This is a genomic window from Cryptosporangium minutisporangium (genome assembly GCF_039536245.1).
Classification (GTDB): domain Bacteria; phylum Actinomycetota; class Actinomycetes; order Mycobacteriales; family Cryptosporangiaceae; genus Cryptosporangium; species Cryptosporangium minutisporangium.
Genome location: NZ_BAAAYN010000050.1, coordinates 17,179 through 43,018, shown reverse-complemented (window position 1 = coordinate 43,018; position 25,840 = coordinate 17,179). Strand labels below are relative to the sequence as shown.

Sequence of the window (25,840 nt, the reverse complement as noted above, 5' to 3'; positions counted from 1 at the left end):
CGCTGGGCTGGGTCCGGACGCCCGGCCACGGTGGGGGTCGGCCGGACAGGTCGCTCACCGCGATCTTCGGCGACGACCGCGGTTCCCGGAACCGCCTGCGCCTCCGGAATCGATCCCGTGCGGCGGCGACGGGCGCGTCGGTTCGCCACTTCTGAACCGGTTTGGATGGTCGCTACGGCTGTCCTTCGTGGAGCGGCGCTGGCACACTCGCCACTCCAGTGCTCCCGAGGAGGTCACCGGTGCTGCTCCTGCGTCGTCCGAAGCGTGGTCCGGCTCGTGTGGGGACCGGAGCCGCGTGCGCGGTCCTCGCGGTCACCCTGATCGCACCGGCCGCCACCGCGGTCGCGGCACCGACCGTCACCGCCACCCGGCTGCCGGTGCCGGCGGGCGCGACGAGCTCCGAGGTCTCCGACATCAACAACGCGGGTGTCGCGGTCGGGTCGGCCGAGGTCGACGGCGTGTCCCGCGCGCTGCGCTGGCCCAGCACCGGCTACACCGAACTGCCGGGGACGCCCGACCACCCGGCGGCCGGGGCCTCCCGGATCACCGACGCCGGTCAGGTGGTCGGCTCCGCGAGCTCGGCCGACCTCACCAGCCGGGTGATCCTGCGGTGGCAGCCCGACGGTTCGTGCGGGGTCTCCGGTGCGTTCCCGCTCGGAGTCGCCGACCTGAACGAGCGCGGCGACGCGCTGGTGACCGCGGTGGCCGGGCCGCGCCGGTTCACCGCGGTGGTCTGCCACCCGGATGGCAGCAGCACGCCGACCGGCCTGCAGAGCGGGTACGGGATCGGAGCCGACGGCCGGGTCGCCGGTGCGTTCAGCGGCACCGTCGAGAACGGCTTCAACCACGTGCCTGCGGTGGTGTCCGCCGACGGCACCGCGACGCGGCTCCCGGTACCAGCGGGGCAGGCGGGCGTGGCCTACGACGTCGGGCCGCTCGGCGCGGTCGTCGGCGCGCTCGGCACCACCAGCCTGTCGACCGGCGTCCCGGTGTTCGTGCCGCGGGTCGCGGTGATCTGGGTCGGTGGTCGCACCGTCGAGCTGGGCACGCTCGGCGGCACCACGAGCCGCCCGGCCGACACCGGCCGGGCCGTCTCGCGGACCGGCGACGTGATCGGCACGAGCACCACCGCCACCGGCGAGACGCACGCGTTCCTGTGGCGGGCCGGCCGGATGATCGATCTGGGCACGCTGGGCGGCACGAGCAGCACGCCGACCGCCGTCAACGACCGGGGTCAGGTCGTCGGGTACAGCACGACGCGCTCCGGTGCCCAGCACGCGTTCCTGTGGAGCGGCGGACGGATGGTCGATCTCGGGGCACCCGGCGGCAACACGAGCCTCGCCCGGGACGTCAACAACGCCGGTCAGGTCGTCGGCTCCGTGACGACGCCCGGTGGTCAGCGGCACGCGGTGCGGTGGACGGTGCGGTAGGTACCACTGGGGAGTTTGACACGTCCTGTTGAGTGGGTGTCCGGAGTAGACACCCATGTCGTAGTCATACCGTGAAAGGGAAGCGATGCCGTCCCGTCGCACCGTTCTGACCGCCGCCGCCGGAGTGCTGGCCGGCTTACCCGTCGTCGGCTCGGCGACCGCCAGCCTGGCCGCACCGCCCGCCGGGGCCGGGAGCCCGATCCCGGACACGCTCGCCCGCCGGGTGGCGGTGAACGCGCGCGGAAGGGTCGACGAGTCGACGTTCCCGCTCACCCACCTCGCCGTGGGCTGGACCGGCGCGCCGGAGGGCGCCGCGGTCCGGCTGCGCACCCCGTCCGGCTGGAGCGACTGGCGGCCGCTGCACGGCTGCGACGGCGGCCGTGACGTCGGCGGGGACACCGGGCGGCGCGCGCTCCTGACCGTGCCCGGCGGCATCGGCTACGAGGTGACGCTGCCCGGCGCCGGAACCGTGACCGAGCTGAACACCGTCGACGGGCCGACCCGGACCACCGCCGCCGCGACCGGCTCGTCGCTCACGCTCTCCACCCGGAGGATCGGCCGGCCGTACCTGAGCCGCGCCGCCTGGGGTGCGGACGAATCGCTCCGGTTCACCGCGGACGGGACCGAGCGGTTCCCGGCCGCCTACTTCCCGGTCCAGACCGTCACCGTGCACCACTCCGCCGGCATCAACGACGACCCCGACCCGGCCGCGACGATGCGGGCCATCTACTACGACCAGACCATCACCCGGAACTTCGGCGACTTCGGGTATCACCTGGCGATCGACGAGGCCGGCCGGGTCTACGAGGGGCGCTGGTCGGGGAGCGACCGGGTGCCGATCTACGGCGGCCCGCTCGGCCCGGACCGCCGGCCGCAGATGAACAACGCGGCACACGTCGGAGGCTTCAACGCCGGAAACGTCGGCATCGTCCTGCTCGGCGACTTCACCAGCAGGCAGCCGACCGCAGCCGCGCGGCAGTCGCTCGTCTACGTGCTGGCGGCCGTCGTGGCGCTCGGCGGCCTCGACCCGCTGGGCACGACGAACTACGTCAACCCGATCAGCGGCGCGACCAGGACGGTGCCGACGATCCCGGGGCACCGCGACTGGCTCGCCACCCTCTGCCCTGGTGACCTGTTCTACCCGCAGCTGGCCGGCGTGCGGCAGGACGTGGCCGACCTACTGGGCTGACCGGGCGCCCCGAACGTACCCCGGACAAGCGCGAACACGGGCGCGGCGTCGTCGGCGTCACGCAGACAAGGAGCCCTGTACTGCCGCGAACCGGCTCGCGCTGGGTCCGCGCTCCCTCCGCTGACGATTGATGGGCTTTCCTGCGGCGCGGACCGCGCAACGCCTACGCTGGGTGTGTGGGGTAACTCGGACTGTGGGGATCCGAGGGGGCGAGAGTGGCGTCGCTCATCGAGCGTCAGAACGATCCGAGACTGCTGGACCTGCTTCGGGCCAGCGCGGTGGCGCATCGCCGGGTCCAACACATCGACCTGTTGCGACTGGCCGTCTCCGTGCTCGTCGCGGCCATCGGGCTGGTCTCTGCTTTCGTGAGCTCCCTCGCCGGGCTCGCCGCAGTCCTCGGTGGAGTGTGGGCGGCTCTCTACAGCCTGGGACTGGCGGGCTGGAGCAATCAGGAACTCCGGAAAGCCTCGGTCCTCCAGGAGATGTTCGACGTCGAGTTGTTCGATATGACGTGGAACGCGGTGGTCGCGGGGGATCCGGTCCAGCCGCACGAGGTCCGCCGGTTGAGCAAACAGTACCGGGGGCCGGACGAGCTGATCGTGGACTACTACGAGGTCCCCGACGTGCCGTCGCCCTACGACGTGGTCGCCTGCCAGCAGCAGAGCCTCGCCTGGGGGGCGCGCCTCCGCAGACGGTATGCCCACGCCGTGCTCACCGGGGCCGCGGCACTGGCCGTTGTCGGTCCGATCGTGGCGGTCGTGAACAGCCTGACGCTCGTCGCGATGGTCACCCGGTGGTACGTGCCCGCGCTGGGCGTCCTGTTGCTCTCGATCGACACGTGGCGCGCGCACCGTGCGGTCGCCGAAGACCGGGAACGGGTCCTCAAGCTGCTGAGCGAGTCCGTCCGGCGGTCCGTGCGGGACCGCGAGGTGGAGGCGGTGCTCCCGCAGCTCACCCGCGAAGTGCAGACCCTCCTGTTCTTGACGCGGGTCCGGGTACCGCGGGTGCCGAACCTGTTCTTCCTGCGGCACCGGGAGTCGGACCGCGAGGACTTCGGGTCGATCATGAGGGAGCTGGAGGCGGTTCTGCGGCAGAAGCCGGCGTCGTCATGACTGCGTCGGACGGGTTGGTTCGGGTGTTCGGCGCTGCGCGTGCCACGGTGCTGCGGGAGGCCTTGGAGGCGCGCAGCCTCTCGGCGAAGTGCGACGAGTCGTGGCAGGGGAAGGGGTACAGCAGGGCCATTCTCGCCGCGGTGATCCTCCGGGAGATCGATACCCTGGCGGAGAATCCGCGCTTGTGCATTGTCAAGTGGTGCCCAGCGTCCCGCACGCAGCGGGAGAGCCAGCGGCACCACCAGGCGTGGCTAGATGCTGCAAGCACCTTCCGAGAGCACCTGGTCCGGCCGTTGGACCGGATCCGGTGCGGAGACGGCTCCTTCCTGCTTCAGGCACTGGCCGGCACCAACCCGACCGACATGCGGCCGCTCGCTGGATTGCCGCGGACGACCTGGGCGGCGGCAGCAGCGGAGGTCCGGGCCGGCCTCTGGGAACGGTGGAACGGGGGGCCGCGCCGTCCGCAAGTCGGCGAGCCTCGCGGAACGATCGAGCTGCTGCGCGTCGAACTGTCGGCCAACGACGACACCGAGGTGCCGTCGGACAGGTGGGCAGGGCGCGTCGAAGGGCTCGCGTCCAGGATGGCGCCGGAGGAGCGCCCCTCTCTGCTGACGCTCGCGCACGCGCTGCGATCGACCATGTCGGAGCGCAAGGATCATGACGTGGTGGGGTACGCGCACGGAGATCTGCACGGAGGGAATGTGCTCGTGCCCGCCCGACCGGACGGCATGCCCGACCCCAGTGGCTTCCAGCTGATCGACCTGGCGAGTTTCGCACCGGATGCGCCGTTGAGTCGCGACCCGGCGACGCTGCTGATCTCACTCCTGGTCGAGGACGTGCGGTCGATGAGCGAAGCGGCGGGCGACGCGCTGATCGGCCAACTGCTACGCCGGGCCGGACCGGAGATCAGGCTTCTGCCGCCAGTCGTCGTCGACCTCGTCGATGCGCTGAGCGGGCCGTACACGAGAGACGGTCTCGGCAAGTACTGGGATCGCCAGTGGCGCGTCTCCCTGCTCGCGCAGGCGTTGCTCCACTCAACGTACGACTCGACCGGCGCGCGTGGACAGCGATGGTGCGCGCGGCTCGCCGCGGCGCTCACCCGCGAGCTCCTTCCGCGCTCCGGTCCTGCATCGGTGCGGTACCGCGTGGCGGCCGACGCTCAGGGCGAGCTGATCGGCCGGGACGACGAATGCCGGCTCCTCACCGAGGCGCTCCGGGACGAGGAACGTGCCGGCGTCATCCTCGTCACCGGAGAAGCGGGGATAGGGAAGTCACGCATCGTCGATGAGGTCCTCACGAACTTCCGGCCGGAGAGCAGTGCGGCTGTCCATGTCGTCACGCACGAGGCAAGCCCGTGGCGTCATCCGGACATCAAGACGCTCATCGACGCGATCGTGGAGAACCCCACGGCCGGCGTGCCGCGGGTCAACTGGCCACCGCTGCCCTGGTTGGCGGCGGCGATCGAGTCGCTAGGCGACACCCGCGTGGTCGTCGTTCTCGACGCCGCCGAGCACCTGATTGACGGTGGCACGATCGACGTGAGCCTGAACGCGGCACTCGAAGTGATCGAGAATCGAACACCGAAACGCGTGAAGGTTCTGCTAGTCGGGCCGCCGGAGCTGTTGTCGCTCTCGGACGCCCCCTGGCTGGGCGAGGCTGCACGTGTCGAGGTCGCCGGCCTCGACTTGACCGACTTCGAGGAGTACGTCGCACACCTCGCCCCGGGCGGTGATGGTCTCCGGGAGCTGGAGCCGTCCGCGCTACGGGCCGTGCATTCTCTGCTCGGCGGCAACCCGCGTCGCACTGCGCTGCTGCAGCTGGTCCTCGCCGACACCGAGATCGACTTCTGGCCCGACAACGTCGCGCAGCGCCTGTCCGGGCTGTCGACCAAGGAGATCGATCGGACGCTCATCGAAGACCTGGTGACTCCCTCCCGTGTCGTACGTCGACAAGTGCTGTGCGCACTCGCTGCGCTCGGCACGCCGGTGCCGATCGAGGACGTGCAGAAGCTGGTCGATCGGCCGGCCCGATCGACGCGCGAAACACTCAACTACTTGACGAAGCACCGCGTGGTCCGCCACGTCGACGGGCGATACCACCTGGCCCCCGCTGACGCAGCGAACATCCTGGATTACCTGCGGGACCGTCCACAGGACGACTTCCCGTTCGGCGAGCGCTCCTTGCACGATTACCTCGCGCGCGCCGCCCTGGTCCTCCTGGCGCGACGCACCCGGACCATCCCCACCGACGTACCCGGACTCCAGATCCATTTCGCCGAACTCTCGCTGCTCCTCCGCCTGGGACAGTTCGCGGAGGCGAAGAACCTGGTCGACGCCCTCGACGAGGTCTACCTGCAGGGCTGGAACCACCGCGAGTTGCTGCTCGCCCAGCGGCTGGCGCTCGTCGAGCACCTGGACGACTTCCACGAAATGTCCAACCACCTGGCGCTCGCCGACATCCACGGTTCCCGTGGTGACTTCGACAGCGCGCGGCCGGCGTACGCGGCCGCGCTCCGGCACAGCGAGCCCAAGTACCGGCAGTTCCAGGGAACGATCCTCGGCAACCAGGCGGCGATGGACTGGGACGAAGGGCAGACGAAGCGCGCCTGGGAGACGTACCAGCAGGCCCTTTTGCTCGCTCGAGAGAACGGCGATCGCCGGTGCGAGATGGCCGTCCTGTCCGGCCTGGCCGCCTGCGAGCGGCGGTGGGGACGGTACGGCGCGGCCGTGGACCTCGCGGAGCAGGCACTGGCCGTCGCCGGCGCCCTCCGAGAAGCGGGCTGGCCCGGTCCGCCGGAAGCGGTGGGCATCGCCGTGCGGGCGGCCCGTTGGAAGGCGGAACTCGGTGAGATCGATGCCGCCTGGAGCTACCTCGGCCGGGCTGAGGGCTACGCGCTCGACCAGGCGGACCGGTCCTCGCGCGCGCAGTGCTGGGATGCGCGCGCCGATCTGATCCTGGCGACGACGAAGGACGTCGAAAGGATAGCGAAGGCTGTTGACTACGCGACGCGTGCGATCGACTGGGTGCGGTCCCTCGGCGATCCGGTGGTCGCGCTGCAGGCGCGTACGACATTGTGCCTTGCCTACCTCTATCTGGATCGACCCGACGCCGCCAACCAGGAGATCACGCGCGCCGGGCGGCTGCGAGTGCCGGGCCGCGCGTTTCTCGTCCTCGCCTTGCAGGCGATTCTCGCGCGCGAGAACGACGAAGCGACGCGGGCGGACGAGCTGTTCGAGACGCTCTCCAAGGAAGCCGGTGCGCAACTCGTGCGGGACCCCGAGGACCTCGCCGCGTGGGACTACGCGGCTCTAGCGCGGTGCCGTGGCGGTGACCCCGCCGCGCTCGCCGAGGCGGCCGAGATGTTCTGGCGAGTGCGCGGCGAGAACGCTGTTCCGACGCCGGGAACCAACGCGCGGCTGAGTGTCCTCGTCACGCGGCTCGCCCAGATCTCGGCGAAGCCGGAAAGGTACTCCCCGGTGCTGGACGCGATCAACGGCGGTGCTGCCGCGTTCTGATCCGGCTATGGTCAGTCCGGATCGGCGAACCAGCCCTGCTCCTGCGCGCGGAGGATTGCCTGCGTCCGGTCGCGGACGCCCAGCTGCTGGTAGGTGTCGCGCAAGTGACGGAACATCGCTCGCTCCGAGTAGCCCACCCGTCGGGCCAGGCGAGCGACGGTCGTGCCGTCAGCGAGTTCGCTCAGCCACGACACCTGCTCGCGGCTGAGCGGCGATCCTGTTGACGTACGCGGCGCGGCACTCTCCCGTAATGCGGCCAGAACCTCGGCGGGCAGCACGGACTGTCCCGCGACGGCCGCGTCCACGGCGCGGGTCAACGCCTCGGCGGTCAGCTGCCGAGGCACGACGGACTGAGCGCCGGTGTGCACCGCACGCAGAGCGAGTTGCACAGCACCACCATCGACCACCGCAATGACCGATCGGATGGGGTGGAGCCGAGTCACCTCGCCGAGGAGGCGCCACGCGTCCTCACCGTCGAGCGTGAGTAGCACGACGCCGCGCTGCACGCGCCGGGCCCACGCCAACGCGTCGTCCGGCGTCTCCACGACGTAGCCGGCGGCAGACAGCAGCGCCTCGGCCCCCCGCCGGAACATCGGCAGCGGGTCGAGCACCGCGACCTGAACCCCCACGGCCGGTGTCGATCCCTTCCGAACGGCGCGGACGGACTGCTTTCGACCGGCGAAACAAAAGCACAGCCTAAGCACCGGCCGGATCGGGAGGTTCGGCGGCAGTACGGCAGGGTCCTGCCACCAACTCGGCGGGTGTCCGACGACCGGCGTCAGAGGCCTCCGGCGCGGTGGCTCCCTAGCGTGGAGCGAGGGGATGGACTCGGCCTGGGGGTGCTGATGGGCGACGAGCAGATGGGAAGCGCTATCCGGATGGCGATCTATGGCACGGATCGTCCGCTTCCCGCTCAGGAGGATCCCGGCCTCGAAGCTGAGGTCGCAGCGGCGGTGCCACTCGTCGAGAAGGCGTGCGGTGACTATTGGCACGGCGACTACCGCGCTGCGGCGAAGGAGCCGGACCGAGTACGGCGAGTGGTCGGGCAAGCGGTCTCGCTCGACGTCGTTCGGCTCGCGCTCCTCGCGCTCGAGCACGACTGCTAGCCGGACTCACCTCTTCCTCCGGTCGGTGTGTGCCGCGCGCCGGATCGGCAGGGTCGGCCTTCCAAGTGTCCCGCTGCGTCGTTTGACGCGCGTCTCGTGGGGAAGCCGTTCCCAGGCGCGGTCCACGCGCTTCTTGAGACGAGTAGGAGCACGATGACGATGTGGCCGGGCTCTCCTTATCCGCTCGGTGCCTCCTACGACGGCGGCGGCACGAACTTCGCGGTGTTCTCCGAGGTCGCGGAGCGGGTCGAACTGTGCCTGTTCGACGAGTCCGGCAAGGAGACCCGGATCGATCTTCCGGAGCGGGAAGCGCTGGTCTGGCACGGCTACCTCCCGAGGGTCGTGCCCGGCCAGCGCTACGGCTACCGGGTGCACGGGCCGTACGACCCGGCGGCCGGTGCTCGGTGCAACCCGAACAAGCTGCTGCTCGACCCGTACGCCAAGGCGATCGACGGGGAGTACGAGTGGGGCCAGGAACTCTTCTCCTACGACTTCGGCGACCCGACGTCGTTCAACGCGAGTGACTCCGCGCCCAAAGCCATGCGGTCGGTGGTGATCAACCCATTCTTCGACTGGGCCAACGACCGTCCGCTACGCATTCCGTACCACGAGTCCGTGATCTACGAAGCCCACGTCAAGGGCATGACGATCCAGCACCCGCGGATCCCCGAGGACGTCCGGGGCACCTACTCCGGCCTGGCGCACCCGGTGATGATCGACTACTTCCGGCGCCTGGGCGTGACCGCGGTCGAGCTGATGCCGGTCCACCAGTTCGTCCACGACAGCGGGCTGCGCGAGCGCGGGTTGTCGAACTACTGGGGTTACAACACGATCGGGTTCTTCGCGCCGCACAACGGCTACGCCTCGTTCCGAGGTCACGGCGGTCAGGTGCAGGAGTTCAAGTCGATGGTCAAGACCCTGCACCGGGCCGGCATCGAGGTGATCCTCGACGTCGTCTACAACCACACCGCGGAGGGCAACCATCTGGGTCCGACGCTGAGCTTCCGCGGCATCGACAACGCCGCGTACTACCGGCTCGTCGACGGCGACCGGCAGCACTACTACGACACGACCGGCACCGGGAACAGCCTCAACGTCCAGCATCCGGAGTCGCTGCGGCTGCTGATGGATTCGCTGCGGTACTGGGTCACCGAGATGCACGTCGACGGCTTCCGGTTCGACCTGGCCTCGGCGCTCGCCCGCGAGTTCCACGAGGTCGACCGGCTGGCGGCGTTCTTCGACCTGGTCAACCAGGACCCGGTCGTCAGCCAGGTCAAGCTGATCGCCGAGCCCTGGGACGTCGGTGACGGCGGCTACCAGGTCGGTGGCTTCCCGCCGCTGTGGACCGAGTGGAACGGCAAGTACCGCGACACCGTGCGGGACTTCTGGCGCGGGGAGCCCGGAACGCTCGGCGAGTTCGCGTCCCGGTTCGCCGGCTCCTCCGACCTCTACGAGATCGACGGGCGCCGCCCCGTCGCGTCGATCAACTTCGTCGTCGCCCATGACGGGTTCACCCTCACCGACCTGGTCTCCTACAACGAGAAGCACAACCAGGCCAACGGCGAGGACAACAACGACGGCGAAAGTCACAACCGTTCGTGGAACGGCGGCGTCGAGGGGCCGACCGACGACGCCGACATCCTTGCGCTCCGCGAGCAGCAGAAACGCAATTTCCTGGCCACGCTGCTGCTCTCCCAGGGCGTGCCGATGCTCGCCCACGGCGACGAGCTCGGCCGCACCCAGCGCGGCAACAACAACGTCTACTGCCAGGACAACGACCTGTCCTGGGTCAACTGGGACACCGCCCGTGACCACGAGGTGCTGACCCGCTTCACCGCCGCGCTGGTCCGGCTACGCGCCGACCACCCGCTGTTCCGGCGGCGGCGGTTCTTCCTCGGCGAACCGGTCGGCGACGGAGGGATCGCGGACATCGCCTGGCTGCGCCCGGACGGCGAGCCGATGACCTCGGCGGACTGGAGTGCGGACGGGACCAGGGCGATCGTCGTGTTCCTCAACGGAAACGGCATCCACGAATCGGACCCGCTCGGCGAGCCGATCACCGACGACTCGTTCCTGCTGCTGTTCAACCCGTCGGCGGAGACGACGCCGTGCCGGCTGCCCGGCGGTGCGTACGGGCGTGCGTGGGAGATCGTCGTGGACACCGCCGACCCGCTGCTGCTCGCGGCGCCGGACGTCGCGGCGGACCTGAAGGCCGGGGGAGAGCTCGAGCTCGGCGCGCACAGCGTCGCGGTGCTGCGCTGCAAGTACTGACCCGTTCCACCGAACCGGGCGTTCTTCTTACTGTCATACTTCTCGAACCGTTATGTCACTTGTCGGATTCGAGAGGACCAAACCCCGTGCTCCTCCGTGCCTCGGCGCAAGGCGTCATCCTCGACGCTGCGCGCGACTTCACCACGCTCTCGCTGATCCTCGAAGGGCCGGACGGCGAAGCCGCCGCCGCTACGGTCGGGACCTGGATCGACCGGGACCACCTCGTGGTGCCCGCGCAGACGCTCGTCGACCTCGCCGGTCCGGTCGTGACCGAGATCGGCTGGCGGTCGGGTTTCGACACGATGATGGCGCACGCCACCGAGAGGGGATTGGTCGACGAGACCGGCGGCGTGCGGATCCACGTCGAGCAGCGCTGATCCGGTAGCACGCGAGGCAGTGGCGGCGCTGTCGCATCATGACGTCCGTGCCGCTGACCTACCTCGCCTACCAGGTGCCCGCGTTCGCCCTCAAACTGGGGCGCCCCCGGTGGTTCGACGGCACGGCGCTGGCGCTGGGTTCGATGGCGCCCGACTGGGCCTACGTGCTGGTGGGCTCCCGGTTCGCCGTCGACGCGCACGCGCCGGCCGGTCTGCTGCTCCTGGCCGTACCGGCGGCGGCGGTCGCGGCGGTCGTCACCCGTCGGCTCGCACCGGCGGTCGCCGACTGTCTTCCCGAGCCGCTCGGGCTGCCGTTGCGGCGGCTGCGGGCGATCGGCGCGCGGCGTCCACCGCTCGTCCTCACCGGCGTCAGTGCCCTCTTCGGGGCGCTGACGCACGTCGGCTGGGACTCGTTCACCCACGCCGGTCGCTGGGGCGCACGGACGGTGCCGTGGCTCCGCGACTCGCACGAGATCCTCGGCGCCACGTTCACCGGCGCGAAGCTGGCGCAGCGCGGCAGCACCGTGCTCGGGCTCGTGCTCGGCCTCGTTCTGCTGGGCCTGGTGCTGCGGACGCTGCCGGACGTGCAGAGCACCGGCACCGCGCCGCGGGCCGCCGTCGGGCGCTTCTGGGCCGCGGTAGGAGTCGGTGGGCTCGTCGGCGTGCTCTGGGGCCTCGGCGCCGGGTCGTTCGTCGCCGGCGCGGTGATCCGCGTCAGTTTGGGCGTCGCGGCCGGGGTGGTGATCGGGGCCTTGCTCGTGCGGAGCGCGACGCCGGCCGAGGCGCCGACGGCGCGGTGAGGCCGCTACCGCCTCGTCGACTGCAGCGCCAGCGAGAGTTCGACGGCGCTGTCGACGACGGCGTCCAGGTCGTCGCCGAGCCGCCCGTCCGCCCACTGCCGGGCCAGTTCGGTCATGGCCCCGGTGAACATCGTCGCGGCGACCCGCATCGAGAGTGACGGGCTCCGCGCACCACTACTGGCGATGAGGCTCTCCAGCAGCGCCGTCTCCGCCTCCCGGCGCCGAGTGGAGACGGTGTCGGCGAACAGCACGCGGCCGCGGCGGGGATCGTCGCTGATGAATCGGAGCACGCTGCGGATGCCGGCGCGGACGCGGGACTCCGGGCCGAGGCCGGCCGTCGCCAGCGCGCCGGCGAGGACGTCGCCGAGTGCCGCCGCCTGCTGGTCGTAGACGGCCGCCAGGAGCGCTCCGGTGTCGGCGAAGCTCTCGTAGAAGTAGCGGGTGTGCAACTCCGCTTCCCGGCACACGGCGCGCACGGTCAACGCCGCTTCGCCGTCCGCGCCGAAGAGGCGAAATCCGGCCTGGACCAGCATCGTGCGGCGCTCGGCCTTGCGACCGGCCGCCGGAACGCCTGCCCATCGCGTCGAGAGATTCGCCATGCGGTCACGGTACCGGAGTCTGGACACGGTCGTAGCCAGCTGGCTAGTCTGGTTACGGTCGTATCCAGAACTGGAGGATGCCGATGTCGAACTTCGTCGCCGCCCGCGTCGCCACCCGCTTCGAGCGGAGCTTCGACACCGATATCCGGTCGAAGTTCTTCCGGGGCATGGAGTTCCGGGAGCCCGAGGGTGACCCGGGCTGGTTCGGCCCGGACAGCGCGGTCTGGTACGTGCACTCGCACCTCCCCACGGTCGTCCTCGGCCTGGTCGCCGCGGCCTACATCGAAGGGCTCGACCCGAGCATCAGCTGGATGGGGTACGACCACTCCCGTTTGGTCGAACGGGTCGACGGGGTGCCCACCGGCAACGTCGACCCGGAGGGGGCCGCCGTACGGCTCGGGCACTCGATCGCGTTCTTCATCGGCACGGCCTACGGCTCCACGCGCACCGCGGAGAACCTGGCGCGGACGGTGCGCGCGATGCACCACACGGTCAAGGGCGTCCGGCCCGACGGTCTGCGCTACGACGCCGACGACCCGGACTGGCTGCGCTGGAACTACGCCACGGTCGTCTGGGGCTTGGCGACCGCGCACGAGCGTTACCACCGCAGCCCGCTCCGCGGCCCGGCTCTCGACCGCTACTACGGCGAGTTCGTCCGGGTCGGCGAAGCGCTCGGCGGCACCGAGCTGCCGGCCACCAAGGCCGAGGTGGCCGAGTGCCTGGAGTCCTACCTGCCGAAGCTGGCGCTCACGCCGATCAAAGCCTTCGGCACCGGACCGAACCTCCGGGACAGCACCGTGCCGCCGTGGCAGCCCGGGAGCGCGTTCATGGACTGGGCGGCCCGCGACATGCTCCCGCGCTGGGCCCAGAAGCTGGCGCTGTACCAGCCGCCCAACCGGGCGACGCTCCACGCCCGCCGGACGTCGTTGTGGCTGGCGGTCAACGGCCTGCACCGGGCGACCGGTCCGTTACGCGAATTCCGGGAGGCGCAGGCCCGGGTCGCGGCGGGCACCGTGCCGCTCGCGGCACCGGTCGCGGTCACCCGACCGGCCGGGCCCGATCCGGTCCGGACGCGGAGCGAGATCGAAGCCGCGCTCTGACCGAACGGTCGGCGCGACCGGCGATCAGCCGCGGCCGGGCAGCGTGCCGGTGTCGACGACCTCCTGCGCCACCAGGCGAAGCTTGACGTTCCGGTGCTGGGAAGCGTCCCGGAGCAGCCCGAACGCGGCGTCCGCGGTGATCTTGCGCTGCGCCATCAGCACCCCCATCGCCTGGTCGATGACGCTGCGGGAGCGGATCGCCTCGCGCAGCTGCTCGGCGAGGTCGCGGTGGCGGAAGAACGCGGCGGCGACCAGGCTGGCGTGGCCGGCCTGGCCGGCGAGGACCTGGGCGAGCGCGACGGCCTCACCGGTGAACGCGTCCGGCGTCCGGGAGTAGAGGTTCATCGCGCCAAAGTTCCCGACCTCGGAGTGCAGCGGGATCGACACCGCGCTCCGGGCGCCGTGGCGGGTCGCCCGCTCGGTGTAGGCGGGCCAGCGCGTGTCCGCTTCCAGGTCCTGCATGCGGAAGAGGTTGCCGGTGCGGGTCGCGTCGAGACAGGGGCCTTCGCGCTCGTCGAACTGCAGCTCGTCGAGCTCTTTCGCCCACTCGTCGCTGAACGCGACGGCGGTGGGGCGGCCGTCCTGGAACGTCGTGATCGAGACGGCGTCGGTCCCCGGCACGATCCGGGCCGCGATCCGGGTGATCTCCTGCAGAGTGCCCACGAGGTCGTCCTGGCCGAGCACCGCCCCGGCCAATGCCGTGATCTCGCGCAGCTGGTTCTCGGTCAGCTCCATGCGACCATCCTGGCGCATGCTCGGTGCGCGGTGCGGCCCTACCCTTCGGCTGGTGCATCCCGCTGGATGTGGAAGTACCGGACGTCACCGGTCGCCCGAAGGACCGTGCGCGCGATGGGGGAGGGGGCGCACAGAACCAGCGGCGTCGCGGTGGACTCCACCGCCCGGCGGGCGAACAGCAGCGCCCGGACACCGGCGGCGGTCATGAACGTGACCCCCGAGAGGTCGAGGACGACGCGGCGCGGAGCGGACTCCTGCAGCACGCGTTCGACCAGCTCCGGAAGGCGGGGTGCGTTCCGCTCCTCGAGCTCGCCGCGGATCTCGATCACCGGCACGCTCTCGTGGCCACGGATCGTCAGCGACAACGGGCGGTCGGGCGGGAGCAGTTCGTCGATGGACACGGCCGTTCCCTCGAGGGCAGGGAGGAGCGCCGATCGAGGCACTCCAGGCTCATGTCCGAACCGCCGTTCACTCTACCCGCTGGTAGTCGGAGCTGCAGGGGGAGACGCGCCCTTCTGTGCTGTTAGTGACGTTTGGGTGCCGGTGGGGTGGGAATCGCGGCGGTCCCTCGCCGCACCGAACAGGAGCCCGGATGACCACCGCTTCGGACTATCTGGACGCCCACCGCGCGCGCTTGATCGAGGAGTTGATCGGCTGGGTGCGCCTCCGCTCCGTCGCCGGAGTCCCGGAATACGAGATCGACCTGCGCCGCTCCGCGAATTGGCTGGCCGGAGCGCTGCGCGACACCGGGTTCCCGCTCACCGAGGTCTGGGGCCCGCCGGACGCTCCTGCGGTGTACGCGGAGTGGTGCGCGGCGCCGGGGGCACCCACGGTGCTGGTCTACAGCCACCACGACGTCCGGGCGGCGAAGGACGGCGAGTGGGAGGAGACACCGCCGTTCGAACCCGCGCTGCGCGACGGCCGCCTCTACGGCCGCGGCACCTCCGACGCCAAGGGACAGGTGCTCGCCCACCTCTGGGGCATCCGCGCGCACCTGGCCACCACCGGACGCGACGCACCGGCCGTCAACCTCAAGTTCCTCGTCGAGGGCGAGGAGGAAGCCGGGAGCGCGCAGCTCGAGGGCCTGATCGGGGAGCACCGCGAGCGCCTCGACGTCGATCTGATCGTCTTCTCCGACACGATGCTCTGGCGGGCCGACCACCCGGCGGTCTGCACCAGCGTGCGCGGCCAGCTCCTGGCCCAGCTGCGGGTCTTCGGACCGCTCCGGGACATCCACGCCGGCGCGGTCTCCGGGCCGGCGCCGAACCCGATCCTGGCCCTCTCCGAGCTGCTGGCGAAGCTCCTGGACGACAAAGGTCGGATCGCGCTGCCCGGCTTCTACGACGACGTCACCGACCCGTCCGAGCAGGTCCGGGAGGCGTACGCCGCGCTGCCGTTCACGGTGGAGGACTGGCTGCAGCGGACGGAGAGCCGCGCGATCGCGGGCGAGGAGGGGTACACGGTCCTCGAGCGGCTCTGGGCGCGCCCGGCAGTCGAGGTCCTCAGCATCATCGGCGGCGACCCGATCGGAGTGCCCCGCGGCGCGATCCCGGCCGAAGCGACCGCGAGCCTGAGCTTCCGGACGGTCTCCGACCAAACCGGCGCGGCCGTGGCCGAGCAACTGCGCCGCTGGGTCGCCGACACGATCAGCGACGCCGTCGAGTACGAGCTCACGGTGGCCGAGGAGGCCGCCCAGGAGCCGTACCGGATCGCCGACGACCACCCCGCGGTCCGGGTACTGGCCGACGCGATGGAGGACGGGTTCGGAGCGGTTCCCGGCCGGATGGGCAACGCGGGCGGTGGCCCGACCGAGCTGCTGGGCCGCGCGCTGGACGCCCCGGTGATCCTGTTCGGCACCGGGCTGCCCGAGGACCGGTGGCACGACAGCGACGAGCGGGTGTCGATCGACGTCCTGCTGGCCGGTGCCGCCACCCTGGCCTCACTCTGGTCGCGGCTGGCGTCCGACCAGCCGGGCGGGGAGTGACCCGCCCGGCGCCGGGCGGGTCGTCAGTAGCGGGCGATCACCTCGTCGGCGAAGCGACGCGTCGCGTCGATCAGGCCGGCGTGGTCGTCGAGCGGAACGCCGTACTGCCACCAGGGCGCGGCCTGGCACTCGGTGACCCCGGCGTCCTCCAGGCGCCGGTAGTCGTCCCGGCTGACGTCGCCGACCGGACCGGCGATGATCTCGAACGGCTGGTCGGCCCGGCCGTGCTCGGCGCGTAGCTCGGCGAGCCGGGCGCACGCGTCGATGATCTTGTTCGGGGACGTGTTGACGGAGATCCAGCCGTCGCCGATCCGGGCGGTGCGGGCCAGTGCGGGCTCGCTGTGACCGCCGACGTAGATCGGTACCGGCCGGTCGGGTGCGGGGGCGATCATCAGCCGGTCGAAGTCGTAGTGACGGCCGTGGTACTCCACCCACTGCGGCCCTTTACCGGCGCACACCGCTTTGATGATCTCGATGGCCTCGTCGGTCCGGGCGCCGCGGGTGCGCATCTCGGTGTGGGTGAACGCGAACTCCTCCGGGATCCAGGAGAGCCCGACGCCGAGCGCGAACCGGTTGTCCGACATCACCGCGATCGACGCGACCTGCTTGGCGGTGAGGAGCGGGTCGCGGAGCGGGAGCTTGTAGACGTTGGTGTGGAACTCCAGGCGGGTGGTGACGGCGGCCATCGCCGGGATCGCGACGAACGGATCGATGAACTCCGTCTCCGCGGGCCAGAACCGGCTGCCGTCCTTGGTGTACGGGTACTTGGCCGAGACGTGCTCGGGGTAGAACACCGAGTCGGGTAAGGCCAGGGAGTTGTAGCCGTTTTCTTCGGCCGTGCGGGCGAGGTCGAGAAGGTGGCCGGCCGGCACCAGCGCCGCTGCCAGTGTCCATTTCACGGGCGTTGACGTTACCGGCTCGGCCGCATTCTGGAACGTGTTCTAGGAAACTAGCGGCTGCGACGGAGGGTTCGGATCCCGAAGACGAGCGTGCCGGCGACGATCAGGACCCCGAGCAGCTGGAGGCCCGGCGAGTCGTCGGCTTCGCCGTACACGACGCCGAACGCGCCGATCGCGATCCCCAGAAGCGCGAGCAGGACCAGGATGAACTTCACGAGAGCTCCGTTTCGGCGTCGAGGGCTGGGTCGTTCTGAATGGCTGGGTCGTTCGGGATGGCTTGGCCGTCCTCGACCCATTCGAGGAGGTCACCGGGTTGGCAGTCGAGTACCCGGCACATGGCTTCGAGGGTGCTGAACCGGACGGCTTTGGCCCGCCCGTTCTTGAGCACCGCGACGTTCGCGGGCGTGAGTCCGACTCGTTCGGCGAACTCTCCGACGCTCATCTTGCGTTTGGCCAGTTCGACGTCGATCCGTACGACGATGGGCATCAGATCACCGCTTGCATGTCGCTGTGCAGGTTCGTGGCCTGGCGCAGCAGCGCTCGCATGACGACCATCAGCAGCCCGACGATCGCGACGCCGACCAGGAGAAGGAACAGCACCAGCGGCAGGCCCGGGTCCGTCGCGTTGAACCCGACGTAGAGGAAAACGCCCAGCAGGACGACCCAGCCGGCGGCGATCGCCCCGAGGATCGCGTTCACCCACCGGAACGAGTCCTCGCTGAAGATGCGGTCGTTCTTGACCCGGGTCAGCAGGTTCCAGATCGCCACGATCACCACCTGGACGCAGAGCAGCCAGAAGGCGGACACGGCGGTCGCCGGCCATCTCAGGTAGGCGAAGTCCGGGTCCTCCTCCGCCATGTGCGCGAATTGTCCGGGCAGCGAAAAGGTCTGAAACATCACCAGGATGCCGAACAGGACGACGAGGAAGACGCGGAGCGCGGCAACCGCTCGATGCTCTGTGATCATGGATCGACTATCACTAGCTACCTATCGAAAGTCAATAGGTAGCTATCGAATGGTTACTATCAGGGTGATCAGTGAGGCGGATGCGGTAGAACTTGCGGGTGTCCGAATTACCCGTGAGGCCCTTCTCGGTCCGGCTGGCCGTCGTCGCGTCCTACGTCTCCGCCGCCACTGGTCTCGTCGCGTACCTGGCCTACTTCGCGTTGCTGGTGGTGAGGGCCGGCGAGGACGGCGAGTTCGAACTCAGCGCCGGGGTGTACCCGCTGATCCTCCTGGCGCCGGTGCCGGTCGCGATCGGCCGGCTCCTCGTCGTCGCGGCCGACGGCAAGCCGACTGCGCACACGGTGGCCAGGGTGCTCGTGTCGGGCTGGGTGTTCGTGCAGTTCGTCCTCGTGGTGACGGCGATCGCCGCGTTCACCGACGACGGCGGCGCCCCCGCAGTGCGCGCGATGAATCTGCCGATCGCGGTGGTCCTCTTCCTGCACGTCCTCGCGCAGTTCGGCGCGTTGATCGCGCTCGTGCTGCCGGACGCGCGCCGTTACCGGAACGCCCGGATCGAAGCCCGCCCCGCGCCGTCGCTCACCGCCGGACGCCGGTGGATCATCGTCGCGATCGTGCTGTTCGCGTTCGGCATCGTGCTGGGCGGCGTGCAGGCCGGCGTGTGGGCGGCGATCCGGTCGGGAGCGAAGGCGTTCGCGGCCGGGTACTACGGCGGGGTGGACGACGAGGCGACGATGCTGCTGATCTACGGGGTCGTCGCCGCGGTGGGCGGGCTGGTCTTCGTGGGCGGGACCGCGCTCGCGCTGCCCGGCTGGAACTGGGCGCGGCGGCTGGTGTTCTTCTTCGGGCGGTGGGGCGTCGTGACCGCGACGGTCCTGCTCGGGGTCGCGCTGCTCACCTACTACGACAGCATGGAGCTCTACCTCGACGAGGACGCGACGCTGAACGCGATGGGGCAGGCGTTCCTGGCGCTCGGGTTCGTGCAGACGGTGCTGTTCTCAGTGGCGGTGGCGCTGGTCGGCAGCGAGTCGGCCACCGCGTGGGTGAAGCGCAAGGCGGGCGGTTCGCCGAGCGCGCCCGGTGCGGCGGCTACGGGTGGCGCAGGGGTGCCCGCGTTCGCGGGTCAGCTCCCGCCGCAGCCCTCACCGGGGTATCCCGGGGCGTGGCCGCAGCGCTGACCCGCGGCGCTCACGCCAGATCGTCGGCGAGTTCCTCCGGGGCGCGCATCCGCCACGCGTCGGTGATCAGCTCCTCCAGGCGATCGACGTCGACGCGCTCCAGCCGCACCATCACGAGCGGCAGGCCGTCGTAGGCGGGGGTGGTGAAGAAGAGTTCGGGCTCGCCGAGCAACAACGCCTGCTTCTCCGCCTCGTCGCCGACGAAGAGCACCGCGACGTCGGTGCGGATGCGGCGGGGGCCGCCCGGCGCCCGCTCCGGGTAGGACCAGACGAACCCCTTGTTGGCGACCCGGAAGTCGAAGCCCTCGCTGTCGATCTCGACGACGTGCGGCAGCGCCATTGCGATCCGCCGCACGTTCTGCGCGTCAGCCATCGACGTCCTCGTGCGCCGCCCTGTCCCGCATGCGGACAGGGTAGCGACCCGGTTCGGACGCCTGTGCGATGCCCGGTACGCACATTTCACCGCCTGAAACTCTCCGATCAGCCTCGTTTTGGCCGAACAGGCAGGCAGTGTCGATCGAAGGGAACCGTAGTGGCCGGACAGCGCGGGGTATGGGCGATCTTTGACGACCGCTCACTGCGGACGAAGATCGCGTCGGCGGTGCTGGTCGCGACAGTCATCGGCGTGATCGTCGGCGGGTTGGCGATCAAGACCGTGCGCGACCTCAACAACACGGCGGCGGCCACGCAGAGCCGCAGCATCACTGTGCTCAGCGCGTCCGGGCAGTTCGCCAAGAGCATCGAGTCCTACGGCGGCGGCGTCTCCGCGCTGCGTCTCTACCCGTCGCAGGCCGCCACGATCCGCGAGGGGATGACGGCGAACCAGGAGCAGATCACCGCCGCGCTCGACACGCTGGCGGCGAACCTGACCGACTCCGCCGGAGCGCAGCTGGTCGAGAAGACCAGGGCCGACTGGGCGGGCTTCCTCGAGTTCATGAGCGGCGTCACGTCCAGTGCCGTGTCGACCGACCCGGCGGCGTTGGCCGCCGGCTTCGCCAAGTACGCCGAGCTCTACGGCGCGCTGGGAGAGGACCAGGCGGCGCTCCAGGAGAAGGCCACGGCCGACGCCCGCAGCGCGATCAAGGAGGCGAAGGACGACGCGGCCGCCGCGACCCGGACGATCCTGATCTTGCTGGTGGTCGGCGTCGTGCTCAGCCTGTACCTCGGCCTGCGGGTCGCCAACCGGGTCCGGAAGGCGGTTGCCGGGGTGGCCCACGTCGCGGAGGGTCTCGCCGTCGGCGACCTGACCCGCACCTCGGGCGTCACGGTCCGGGACGAGGTGGGCCAGATGGCGTCCTCGCTCGACCGCGGCATCGGCCGGCTCCGGCAGGACATCGTGTCGCTGGCCGGCAACGCCACCACGCTGCAAGGTGCGGCGGAACGGCTGACGTCGGTGTCCGGCGCGGTCGGCTCGGCGGCGAACGAGGCGTCCAACCAGGCCGACGCGGTCGCCGCAGCAGCGGACGTCGTCTCCGGGAACCTGCAGGTCGTCTCCTCGGGGTCGCAGGAGATGGGGGCCGCGATCCGGGACATCAGCCAGTCGACAGCCGAGGCCAGTGAGGTCGCCGCGCAGGCGGTGCAGGTCGCCGCGGCCACCAACGCGACCGTCGCCCGGCTCGGCGAGTCGTCCACCGAGATCGCGACCGTGGTCAAGGTGATCACCTCGATCGCGGAGCAGACCAACCTGCTGGCGCTGAACGCGACGATCGAGGCCGCGCGCGCCGGTGAGGCGGGCAAGGGCTTCGCGGTGGTCGCGAACGAGGTGAAGGACCTCGCCCAGGAGACCGCGAAGGCCACCGAGGACATCGTCCAGCGGGTGCAGACGATCCAGTCGGACACGTCGGGTGCGGTCGAGGCGATCGATCAGATCTCGTCGATCATCGAGCGGATCAACGACATCCAGCTGACGATCGCGTCCGCCGTCGAGGAGCAGACCGCGACCACGCAGGAGATGAACCGGACGCTGACCGACGCGGCGGACGGCGCGGGCAACATCGCCGCGACGATCGCCGGGGTCTCCGACGCCACCCGGCGGACCACCGCCACCGTCGACGACACCCGCTCGGCCGCGACCGAGCTCGCCCAGATGTCGTCCGAGCTCCAGGGCCTGGTGGCTCGCTTCACCTACTGAGACGACCGAGTCCGCAGCGGCGCCCGCTTCTCTCGGCCGGGAAGCGGGCGCCGCCGTGTGACGATCGCGCCATGACCACCGCGCTCGCCCCGACGCTGCACCGAATCGCCATCGAGCTCGCCGCGATGGCCCAGAACGGGCTCACCTACGCCACCGACCACTACGACCAGGACCGCTACACCCGGATGCGTGCGCTCTCCGCGGAGCTGATGGGCTTGATCTCCGACGGCGTACCGGCGGAGGTCGAGGCGGTGCTGGCGCTGGAGGCCGGTCACGCCACGCCCAAGGTGGACGTCCGCGGCGCGCTGTTCGAGGACGGCCGCGTGCTGCTGGTCCGGGAGGCCCGGGACGGCCGCTGGACGCTGCCGGGCGGCTGGGCGGACGCGCTCGACCGGCCGGCGTCGGCCGCCGAACGTGAGTTCGCGGAGGAGGCCGGGCTCGCGGTCCGCGCGGTGAAGCTGGCCGCCGTCCACGACGGCAGCGTCCACAACGGGCACTCGCCGGCGGGGCCGTGGCACATCTACAAGCTGTTCTTCGTCATGGAGCGGCTCGACGACGGCGTGCCGGTGGCGGGTCTGGACGGGGAGACCAGCGACGTCGGGTTCTTTCCGCTCGACGCGCTTCCGCCGCTGTCAACGGGGCGGACCACCGCTGAGCAGCTGGTGCGGATGCACGTCCACGCGCAGGACCGGACGGCGCCGACCGACTTCGACTGACTCGCCGGTCGCCGGTCGCCGGTCGGCCCGGTCGGACCATTCGGCCGCGGCGACCGAGAGGGCTCAGTCGGCGGGGCGCCGGGGTGCAGCGCGCTCCGCGACGCGTCGCAGGCGGATGGTCTGGTCGGCCGGGTCGAGCCGCCGGGGCTGCGGATCCGCGTACTTCGGCGGCTCCCGCTCCTCCAGTGCCTGGCGCAGCGCCTCGACGGCGGACAGGCCGGCGTCCCCCGTCGGGAAGACGATCGAGACCCGGCGCCGCGCGCCGCCGGCCAGCACGAACCCGGCGAGCGTCAGGCCGAGTCCGCTACCGATCAGCCAGGGGACGGCCGGGTTCTTCCCGGTGACCGGCAGGTAGCCGTGGTCCGTCGTCGCGGCGTCCGGGTCGGCCGTCGCGGACTCGGTGGCGTGGGCGGTCGCCTCCGCCTGTGCGGTCTCGGACGCCTCCGCCTCGGCGGTGGCCGACTCCTCCGCGTGCGCCGACTCCTCCGCGTGCGCCGACTCCTCCGCCTCCTGCGCGGCGGACGCGGCCGTCTCGCCGGGAACGGCCGCGGGTGCTGACGGCGCCGGTGCCACCGGCTGCGCCGCGGCGGACGCGTCCGGCGTGCTGGGCGACGCCGACGCGGTGCCGGCCGCGAGCGTGTTGCCGTCGGATCGCGCCCGCCAGAGCATCAGGCTCAGCGCGACGGCCAGCGCGAGGAAGATCGCGGTGGCGGTGGCCAGCAGGATGACCGCGGTGTCCCGGCCACTGCTCGCCAGCAGCGGCAACGCGGACGGGGGCACGTGCTCGGTCCGTTCGTGCGCCGAGTGTCTGGGCGAAGGATCCGGGTGATCCGCCATGGTGCCGCCTCTCGCCATGTTCCGTTTTAAGTATTCACAACCAGAAAGTCCGTTAAACGGCGTCTGTCGGTCTCCTCGCTGCCGCGGAGCGCCGATGTCTGGTACTCGGCGGTACCGGCAGCTATCCTGTCCGCTCGCACACCGACGAGAGGCGGCCGGGTTGGACGAGTACGCGTCGTACGATGCCGTCGGTCTCGCCGAGCTGGTCCGCGCCGGCGAGGTGTCCCCGGCCGAGCTGCTCGACGCTGCCCGGCTCCGGGCCGAGAAGGTGAATCCCCAGATCAACGCGATCGTCGCCGACGTCGAGCCGCCACCGACTTCGGTCGCGAACCCGCCGCTGGGCGGCGTCCCGTTCCTGATCAAGGACCTGCACCAAGACCTGGCGGGGTACCCGACCAGCAACGGGTGCCGGGCGCTGGCGCAGACGTCGGCCACGACGAGCTCCACCGTCGTGCGGCGCTTCATCGAGGCGGGCCTCGCCATCTTCGGCAAGACCAACACCCCCGAGTTCGGCGCCAAGGGCATCACCGAGCCGCTCCTCCACGGCCCGGCCCGCAACCCCTGGAACACCGACCGCACGCCGGGCGGGTCGTCCGGCGGTGCCGCGGCCGCGGTGGCCGCCGGCATCGTGCCGGCGGCCGGAGCCAGCGACGGGGGCGGCTCGATCCGCATCCCCGCCTCCGCCTGCGGCCTGTTCGGTCTGAAGCCGTCCCGCGGTCTGGTCCCCGCCGGTCCGGTCCGCGCCGAAGGCCTCGGCGGTACCGCCACCGACGGCGTCATCTCCCGGTCGGTGCGCGACACCGCCGCTCTGCTCGACGTCCTGGTCGGACCCGCCGACGACGCCCCGTACCTGGCGGCGCAGCCCACCGGTCCGCTCCTCGACGAGGTCGGGCGCGAGCCGGGGCGGCTGCGGATCGCGGTCTGCACGGCCAGCGGGATCAACCCCGCGCCGCACCCCGAGGTGATCGCCGCGGCCCAGGGCGCCGCCGCGCTCCTCACCGGGCTGGGTCACGAGGTCGTCGAGCTCGACCGGCAGCCGGTCGACGACGGTGCGCTCGCCGCGGACTTCCTCACGACCTGGTTCGTCGCCTGCGCCCAGACCGTGGAGGACGTCCGAAAGGTCACCGGTGCGCCGAACGCGCTGTTCGAGCCGGACACGCTGCTGATGGCGGCGATCGGCCGGGCGACGTCGCCGGTCGTGTTCGCCCGCGCGATCGAGCGGCGGCACGAGCACACCCGGCGGCTCGCGACGTTCCACGCGTCCTACGACCTCCTCCTGACGCCGACCACCGCGACGCCGCCGCCGCGGATCGGTTTCTTCGACATCCCCGCGCCGCTCCGCGCCGGACAGCGGTTCTTCCTCGCCACCGGCACGGCAGGGCTGCTCCGGCACACCGGGATCGTCGACCGGCTGGTGGCGGAGAACCTGAGCTGGGTTCCGTACACCCAGCTGGCGAACCTCACCGGACGCCCGGCGATGACCGTGCCGCTGCACTGGACGCCGGACGGGTTGCCGATCGGCGTCCAGTTCGTCGGGCGGCTGGGCGCGGAGCCGCAGCTGCTGCGGCTCGCCGGGCAGCTGGAGGCCGCCGCCCCCTGGGCGGATCGGCGCCCAGCCCTCTAGTCCGGCACCTCGGCACGCTCCTCGCGCCGCTCCGCCCAGATACGTCAAATCCGCTTCCACGGAGCTCGTGGAAGCGGATTCGACGTGAATCAGCGCGGAAGGCTTCCGCGCAGACCCGCGAACTGACGGGACGGGCGTTTCCGCGCGTGATCGGAGTTCGGTACCGTCGCGCGGTGCGCGCGAGTGACGCCGGACGAATCCCGGGGTCGGAGTGCTGACGCGCGCCGGACGCGAAAGGTGCGCCATGTCGGGCACAGACGTACTGCCGACCGGATCTGCGGTGCCGGGACGCTCGTTACGGGCGGTCGGGCGCCCATGACCTACCGCGATCCGTCGGGTTCGGACGGTTCGGTCGGTCCGGTCGCGGACGAGACCGCGCGGCTGCGTCCGGTCGCGGAGACCGGCGCCGCCGATGCCACCGCGCAGTTGGCGGCGGTGACCAGCGCACCACCCGTCGGCGGTCCGGAGTCTCCGGCGTTCGCCGCCCCCACCGGACATACCGCGCCGAGCATGTCCCCCACCCCTGAGGGCGCCGACCCCGCGGTGCCCGTGCGCCGTCCCGGCCGCGGCAAGCACGTGCGGCCGGTCACGCACTTACCGCTCCGGATCGCCGCCGTCGTCCTGCTGGTGCTCGTCGTCGTGGTCGGCGTGACGGTCACCGTCCTCCGGGACACCGACCCGGACACGGTCCAGGTCGAGAACGAGGTCCAGGCCGACACCCCGGGCCGGGTCGCGACCCCGGGCACCCGCGCCGAGGACCAGGAGGACGCCGCCGCGCTCGCGCGCCAGCGGGAGGAGACCCTGGCCGCTGCCCGGAACCGCGCGGCCGACAAGGCCGCGTCTGCCCAGCAGGCGGCGGCCGAGACCGCCGAGCGGGCCGCGGAGGCCCGCGAAACCCGCGCCGAGGAAGAAGGAACGAGCGGCGCTCCGGTGCCGACCGCACCGGTCGACTGTGGAACGTACTCCGGTGCGAAGAACACCGGGTGTGCGCTGCTCTCCGAGTACGGCTTCCCGACCAGCGAGATGACCTGCCTGGAAAAGCTCTGGATGAAGGAGAGCGGCTGGCGGTTCGACGCCGAGAACCCGTCGTCGGGCGCGTACGGCATTCCGCAGGCGCTGCCCGGCGACAAGATGTCCTCGGTCGCCGACGACTGGCGGACGAACCCGGCGACGCAGATCCGCTGGGGGCTCGGCTACATCAAGAACCGGTACGACACCCCGTGCGGGGCGTGGAACTACTTCCAGAACAACGGCCACTACTGACGCGGGGCCCG

General features: G+C 71.1%; 25 protein-coding genes. 15 read left to right on the top strand and 10 right to left on the bottom strand.

Going from position 1 to position 25,840, the window contains the following annotated elements:
- Positions 1-239 precede the first annotated feature (239 nt).
- The 4 genes from ABEB28_RS35150 (at position 240) to ABEB28_RS35135 (ending at position 7,246) form a co-directional block, all read left to right on the top strand.
- On the top strand, positions 240-1,430 hold the full coding sequence (locus tag ABEB28_RS35150; RefSeq protein ID WP_345732591.1) for a hypothetical protein: 1,191 nt from the start codon (positions 240-242) through the stop codon (positions 1,428-1,430).
- An 85-nt stretch (positions 1,431-1,515) separates the two neighbouring features.
- Positions 1,516-2,619 carry a peptidoglycan recognition protein family protein gene (locus ABEB28_RS35145; RefSeq protein WP_345732590.1) on the top strand — a complete coding sequence of 368 codons (1,104 nt, stop codon included), beginning with the start codon at positions 1,516-1,518 and terminating at the stop codon, positions 2,617-2,619.
- Positions 2,620-2,834: 215 nt separating this feature from the next.
- Positions 2,835-3,731 carry an S-4TM family putative pore-forming effector gene (locus ABEB28_RS35140; RefSeq protein WP_345732589.1) on the top strand — a complete coding sequence of 299 codons (897 nt, stop codon included), beginning with the start codon at positions 2,835-2,837 and terminating at the stop codon, positions 3,729-3,731.
- A complete protein-coding gene (locus tag ABEB28_RS35135) occupies positions 3,728-7,246 on the top strand; it encodes an AAA family ATPase (RefSeq protein ID WP_345732588.1) in 3,519 nt (1,172 codons plus the stop codon). The genes ABEB28_RS35140 and ABEB28_RS35135 overlap by 4 nt, the downstream gene beginning before the upstream one ends.
- 11 nt (positions 7,247-7,257) lie before the next feature.
- Here ABEB28_RS35135 and ABEB28_RS35130 read toward each other — a convergent pair whose 3' ends face one another.
- The gene (locus ABEB28_RS35130; RefSeq protein ID WP_345732587.1) at positions 7,258-7,875 is read right to left on the bottom strand and encodes a LuxR C-terminal-related transcriptional regulator; all 618 of its coding nucleotides are present in this window, start codon (positions 7,873-7,875) and stop codon (positions 7,258-7,260) included.
- A 180-nt stretch (positions 7,876-8,055) separates the two neighbouring features.
- Between ABEB28_RS35130 and ABEB28_RS35125 the strand changes: the two genes are divergently transcribed.
- The 4 genes from ABEB28_RS35125 to ABEB28_RS35110 all read left to right on the top strand — a co-directional run bounded on the left by ABEB28_RS35125 (position 8,056) and on the right by ABEB28_RS35110 (position 11,800).
- On the top strand, positions 8,056-8,352 hold the full coding sequence (locus ABEB28_RS35125; protein ID WP_345732586.1) for a hypothetical protein: 297 nt from the start codon (positions 8,056-8,058) through the stop codon (positions 8,350-8,352).
- Between the two features lie 153 nt (positions 8,353-8,505).
- Positions 8,506-10,623 (top strand): glycogen debranching protein GlgX, encoded by a 2,118-nt coding sequence (gene glgX / locus ABEB28_RS35120; protein WP_345732585.1) that lies wholly within the window; start codon positions 8,506-8,508, stop codon positions 10,621-10,623.
- Positions 10,624-10,709: 86 nt separating this feature from the next.
- Positions 10,710-11,000: a hypothetical protein gene (locus ABEB28_RS35115; protein WP_345732584.1), complete on the top strand. Its 291-nt coding sequence runs from the start codon at positions 10,710-10,712 to the stop codon at positions 10,998-11,000.
- A gap of 47 nt (positions 11,001-11,047) precedes the next feature.
- Positions 11,048-11,800, top strand: coding sequence for a DUF4184 family protein (locus ABEB28_RS35110; RefSeq protein ID WP_345732583.1), 753 nt, complete (start codon positions 11,048-11,050; stop codon positions 11,798-11,800).
- A gap of 5 nt (positions 11,801-11,805) precedes the next feature.
- Here ABEB28_RS35110 and ABEB28_RS35105 read toward each other — a convergent pair whose 3' ends face one another.
- Complete coding sequence (locus ABEB28_RS35105; RefSeq protein WP_345732582.1) at positions 11,806-12,399, bottom strand: TetR/AcrR family transcriptional regulator; 594 nt, start codon at positions 12,397-12,399, stop codon at positions 11,806-11,808.
- 83 nt (positions 12,400-12,482) lie between these two features.
- On the opposite strand from ABEB28_RS35105, the gene ABEB28_RS35100 reads away from it, so the two are divergent.
- The gene (locus tag ABEB28_RS35100) at positions 12,483-13,499 is read left to right on the top strand and encodes an oxygenase MpaB family protein (RefSeq protein ID WP_345732581.1); all 1,017 of its coding nucleotides are present in this window, start codon (positions 12,483-12,485) and stop codon (positions 13,497-13,499) included.
- A 24-nt stretch (positions 13,500-13,523) separates the two neighbouring features.
- Here ABEB28_RS35100 and ABEB28_RS35095 read toward each other — a convergent pair whose 3' ends face one another.
- Both ABEB28_RS35095 and ABEB28_RS35090 read right to left on the bottom strand, forming a co-directional pair.
- Positions 13,524-14,234, bottom strand: a complete 711-nt coding sequence (locus ABEB28_RS35095) for a GAF and ANTAR domain-containing protein (protein ID WP_345732580.1) — start codon at positions 14,232-14,234, stop codon at positions 13,524-13,526.
- A 38-nt stretch (positions 14,235-14,272) separates the two neighbouring features.
- The gene (locus ABEB28_RS35090; RefSeq protein WP_345732579.1) at positions 14,273-14,635 is read right to left on the bottom strand and encodes an anti-sigma factor antagonist; all 363 of its coding nucleotides are present in this window, start codon (positions 14,633-14,635) and stop codon (positions 14,273-14,275) included.
- A 191-nt stretch (positions 14,636-14,826) separates the two neighbouring features.
- Between ABEB28_RS35090 and ABEB28_RS35085 the strand changes: the two genes are divergently transcribed.
- Positions 14,827-16,218, top strand: coding sequence for a M20/M25/M40 family metallo-hydrolase (locus ABEB28_RS35085; protein ID WP_345732578.1), 1,392 nt, complete (start codon positions 14,827-14,829; stop codon positions 16,216-16,218).
- A gap of 23 nt (positions 16,219-16,241) precedes the next feature.
- Here ABEB28_RS35085 and ABEB28_RS35080 read toward each other — a convergent pair whose 3' ends face one another.
- From ABEB28_RS35080 to ABEB28_RS35065, 4 genes are read right to left on the bottom strand one after another with little or no spacing between them, the layout of a single operon-like run.
- Positions 16,242-17,117, bottom strand: a complete 876-nt coding sequence (locus ABEB28_RS35080; protein ID WP_345732577.1) for a TIGR03619 family F420-dependent LLM class oxidoreductase — start codon at positions 17,115-17,117, stop codon at positions 16,242-16,244.
- Positions 17,118-17,167: 50 nt separating this feature from the next.
- Positions 17,168-17,332, bottom strand: coding sequence for a hypothetical protein (locus tag ABEB28_RS35075; protein WP_345732576.1), 165 nt, complete (start codon positions 17,330-17,332; stop codon positions 17,168-17,170).
- A complete protein-coding gene (locus tag ABEB28_RS35070) occupies positions 17,329-17,604 on the bottom strand; it encodes a helix-turn-helix domain-containing protein (protein WP_345732575.1) in 276 nt (91 codons plus the stop codon). Before ABEB28_RS35070 ends, ABEB28_RS35075 begins: the two co-directional genes overlap by 4 nt.
- Complete coding sequence (locus ABEB28_RS35065; protein WP_345732574.1) at positions 17,604-18,083, bottom strand: DUF2975 domain-containing protein; 480 nt, start codon at positions 18,081-18,083, stop codon at positions 17,604-17,606. Before ABEB28_RS35065 ends, ABEB28_RS35070 begins: the two co-directional genes overlap by 1 nt.
- A 98-nt stretch (positions 18,084-18,181) precedes the next feature.
- Here ABEB28_RS35065 and ABEB28_RS35060 point away from each other — a divergent pair, with 98 nt between their 5' ends.
- Positions 18,182-19,258, top strand: coding sequence for a hypothetical protein (locus tag ABEB28_RS35060; protein ID WP_345732573.1), 1,077 nt, complete (start codon positions 18,182-18,184; stop codon positions 19,256-19,258).
- 10 nt (positions 19,259-19,268) lie between these two features.
- On the opposite strand, the gene ABEB28_RS35055 is transcribed toward ABEB28_RS35060, so the two are convergent.
- Positions 19,269-19,631, bottom strand: a complete 363-nt coding sequence (locus tag ABEB28_RS35055) for an MmcQ/YjbR family DNA-binding protein (protein ID WP_345732572.1) — start codon at positions 19,629-19,631, stop codon at positions 19,269-19,271.
- A gap of 159 nt (positions 19,632-19,790) precedes the next feature.
- Between ABEB28_RS35055 and ABEB28_RS35050 the strand changes: the two genes are divergently transcribed.
- Both ABEB28_RS35050 and ABEB28_RS35045 read left to right on the top strand, forming a co-directional pair.
- Positions 19,791-21,389: a methyl-accepting chemotaxis protein gene (locus ABEB28_RS35050; RefSeq protein WP_345732571.1), complete on the top strand. Its 1,599-nt coding sequence runs from the start codon at positions 19,791-19,793 to the stop codon at positions 21,387-21,389.
- 71 nt (positions 21,390-21,460) lie between these two features.
- Entirely contained in the window at positions 21,461-22,105 is a 645-nt protein-coding gene (locus ABEB28_RS35045) for an NUDIX hydrolase (protein WP_345732570.1), read from the top strand.
- A 63-nt stretch (positions 22,106-22,168) separates the two neighbouring features.
- Here the strand turns inward: ABEB28_RS35045 and ABEB28_RS35040 are convergent, their stop codons facing one another.
- Positions 22,169-22,885 (bottom strand): hypothetical protein, encoded by a 717-nt coding sequence (locus ABEB28_RS35040; protein ID WP_345732569.1) that lies wholly within the window; start codon positions 22,883-22,885, stop codon positions 22,169-22,171.
- Positions 22,886-23,036: 151 nt separating this feature from the next.
- Here ABEB28_RS35040 and ABEB28_RS35035 point away from each other — a divergent pair, with 151 nt between their 5' ends.
- Both ABEB28_RS35035 and ABEB28_RS35030 read left to right on the top strand, forming a co-directional pair.
- On the top strand, positions 23,037-24,566 hold the full coding sequence (locus ABEB28_RS35035; RefSeq protein ID WP_376981680.1) for an amidase: 1,530 nt from the start codon (positions 23,037-23,039) through the stop codon (positions 24,564-24,566).
- 315 nt (positions 24,567-24,881) lie between these two features.
- Positions 24,882-25,829: an aggregation-promoting factor C-terminal-like domain-containing protein gene (locus ABEB28_RS35030; RefSeq protein ID WP_345732568.1), complete on the top strand. Its 948-nt coding sequence runs from the start codon at positions 24,882-24,884 to the stop codon at positions 25,827-25,829.
- Positions 25,830-25,840: the final 11 nt, after the last annotated feature.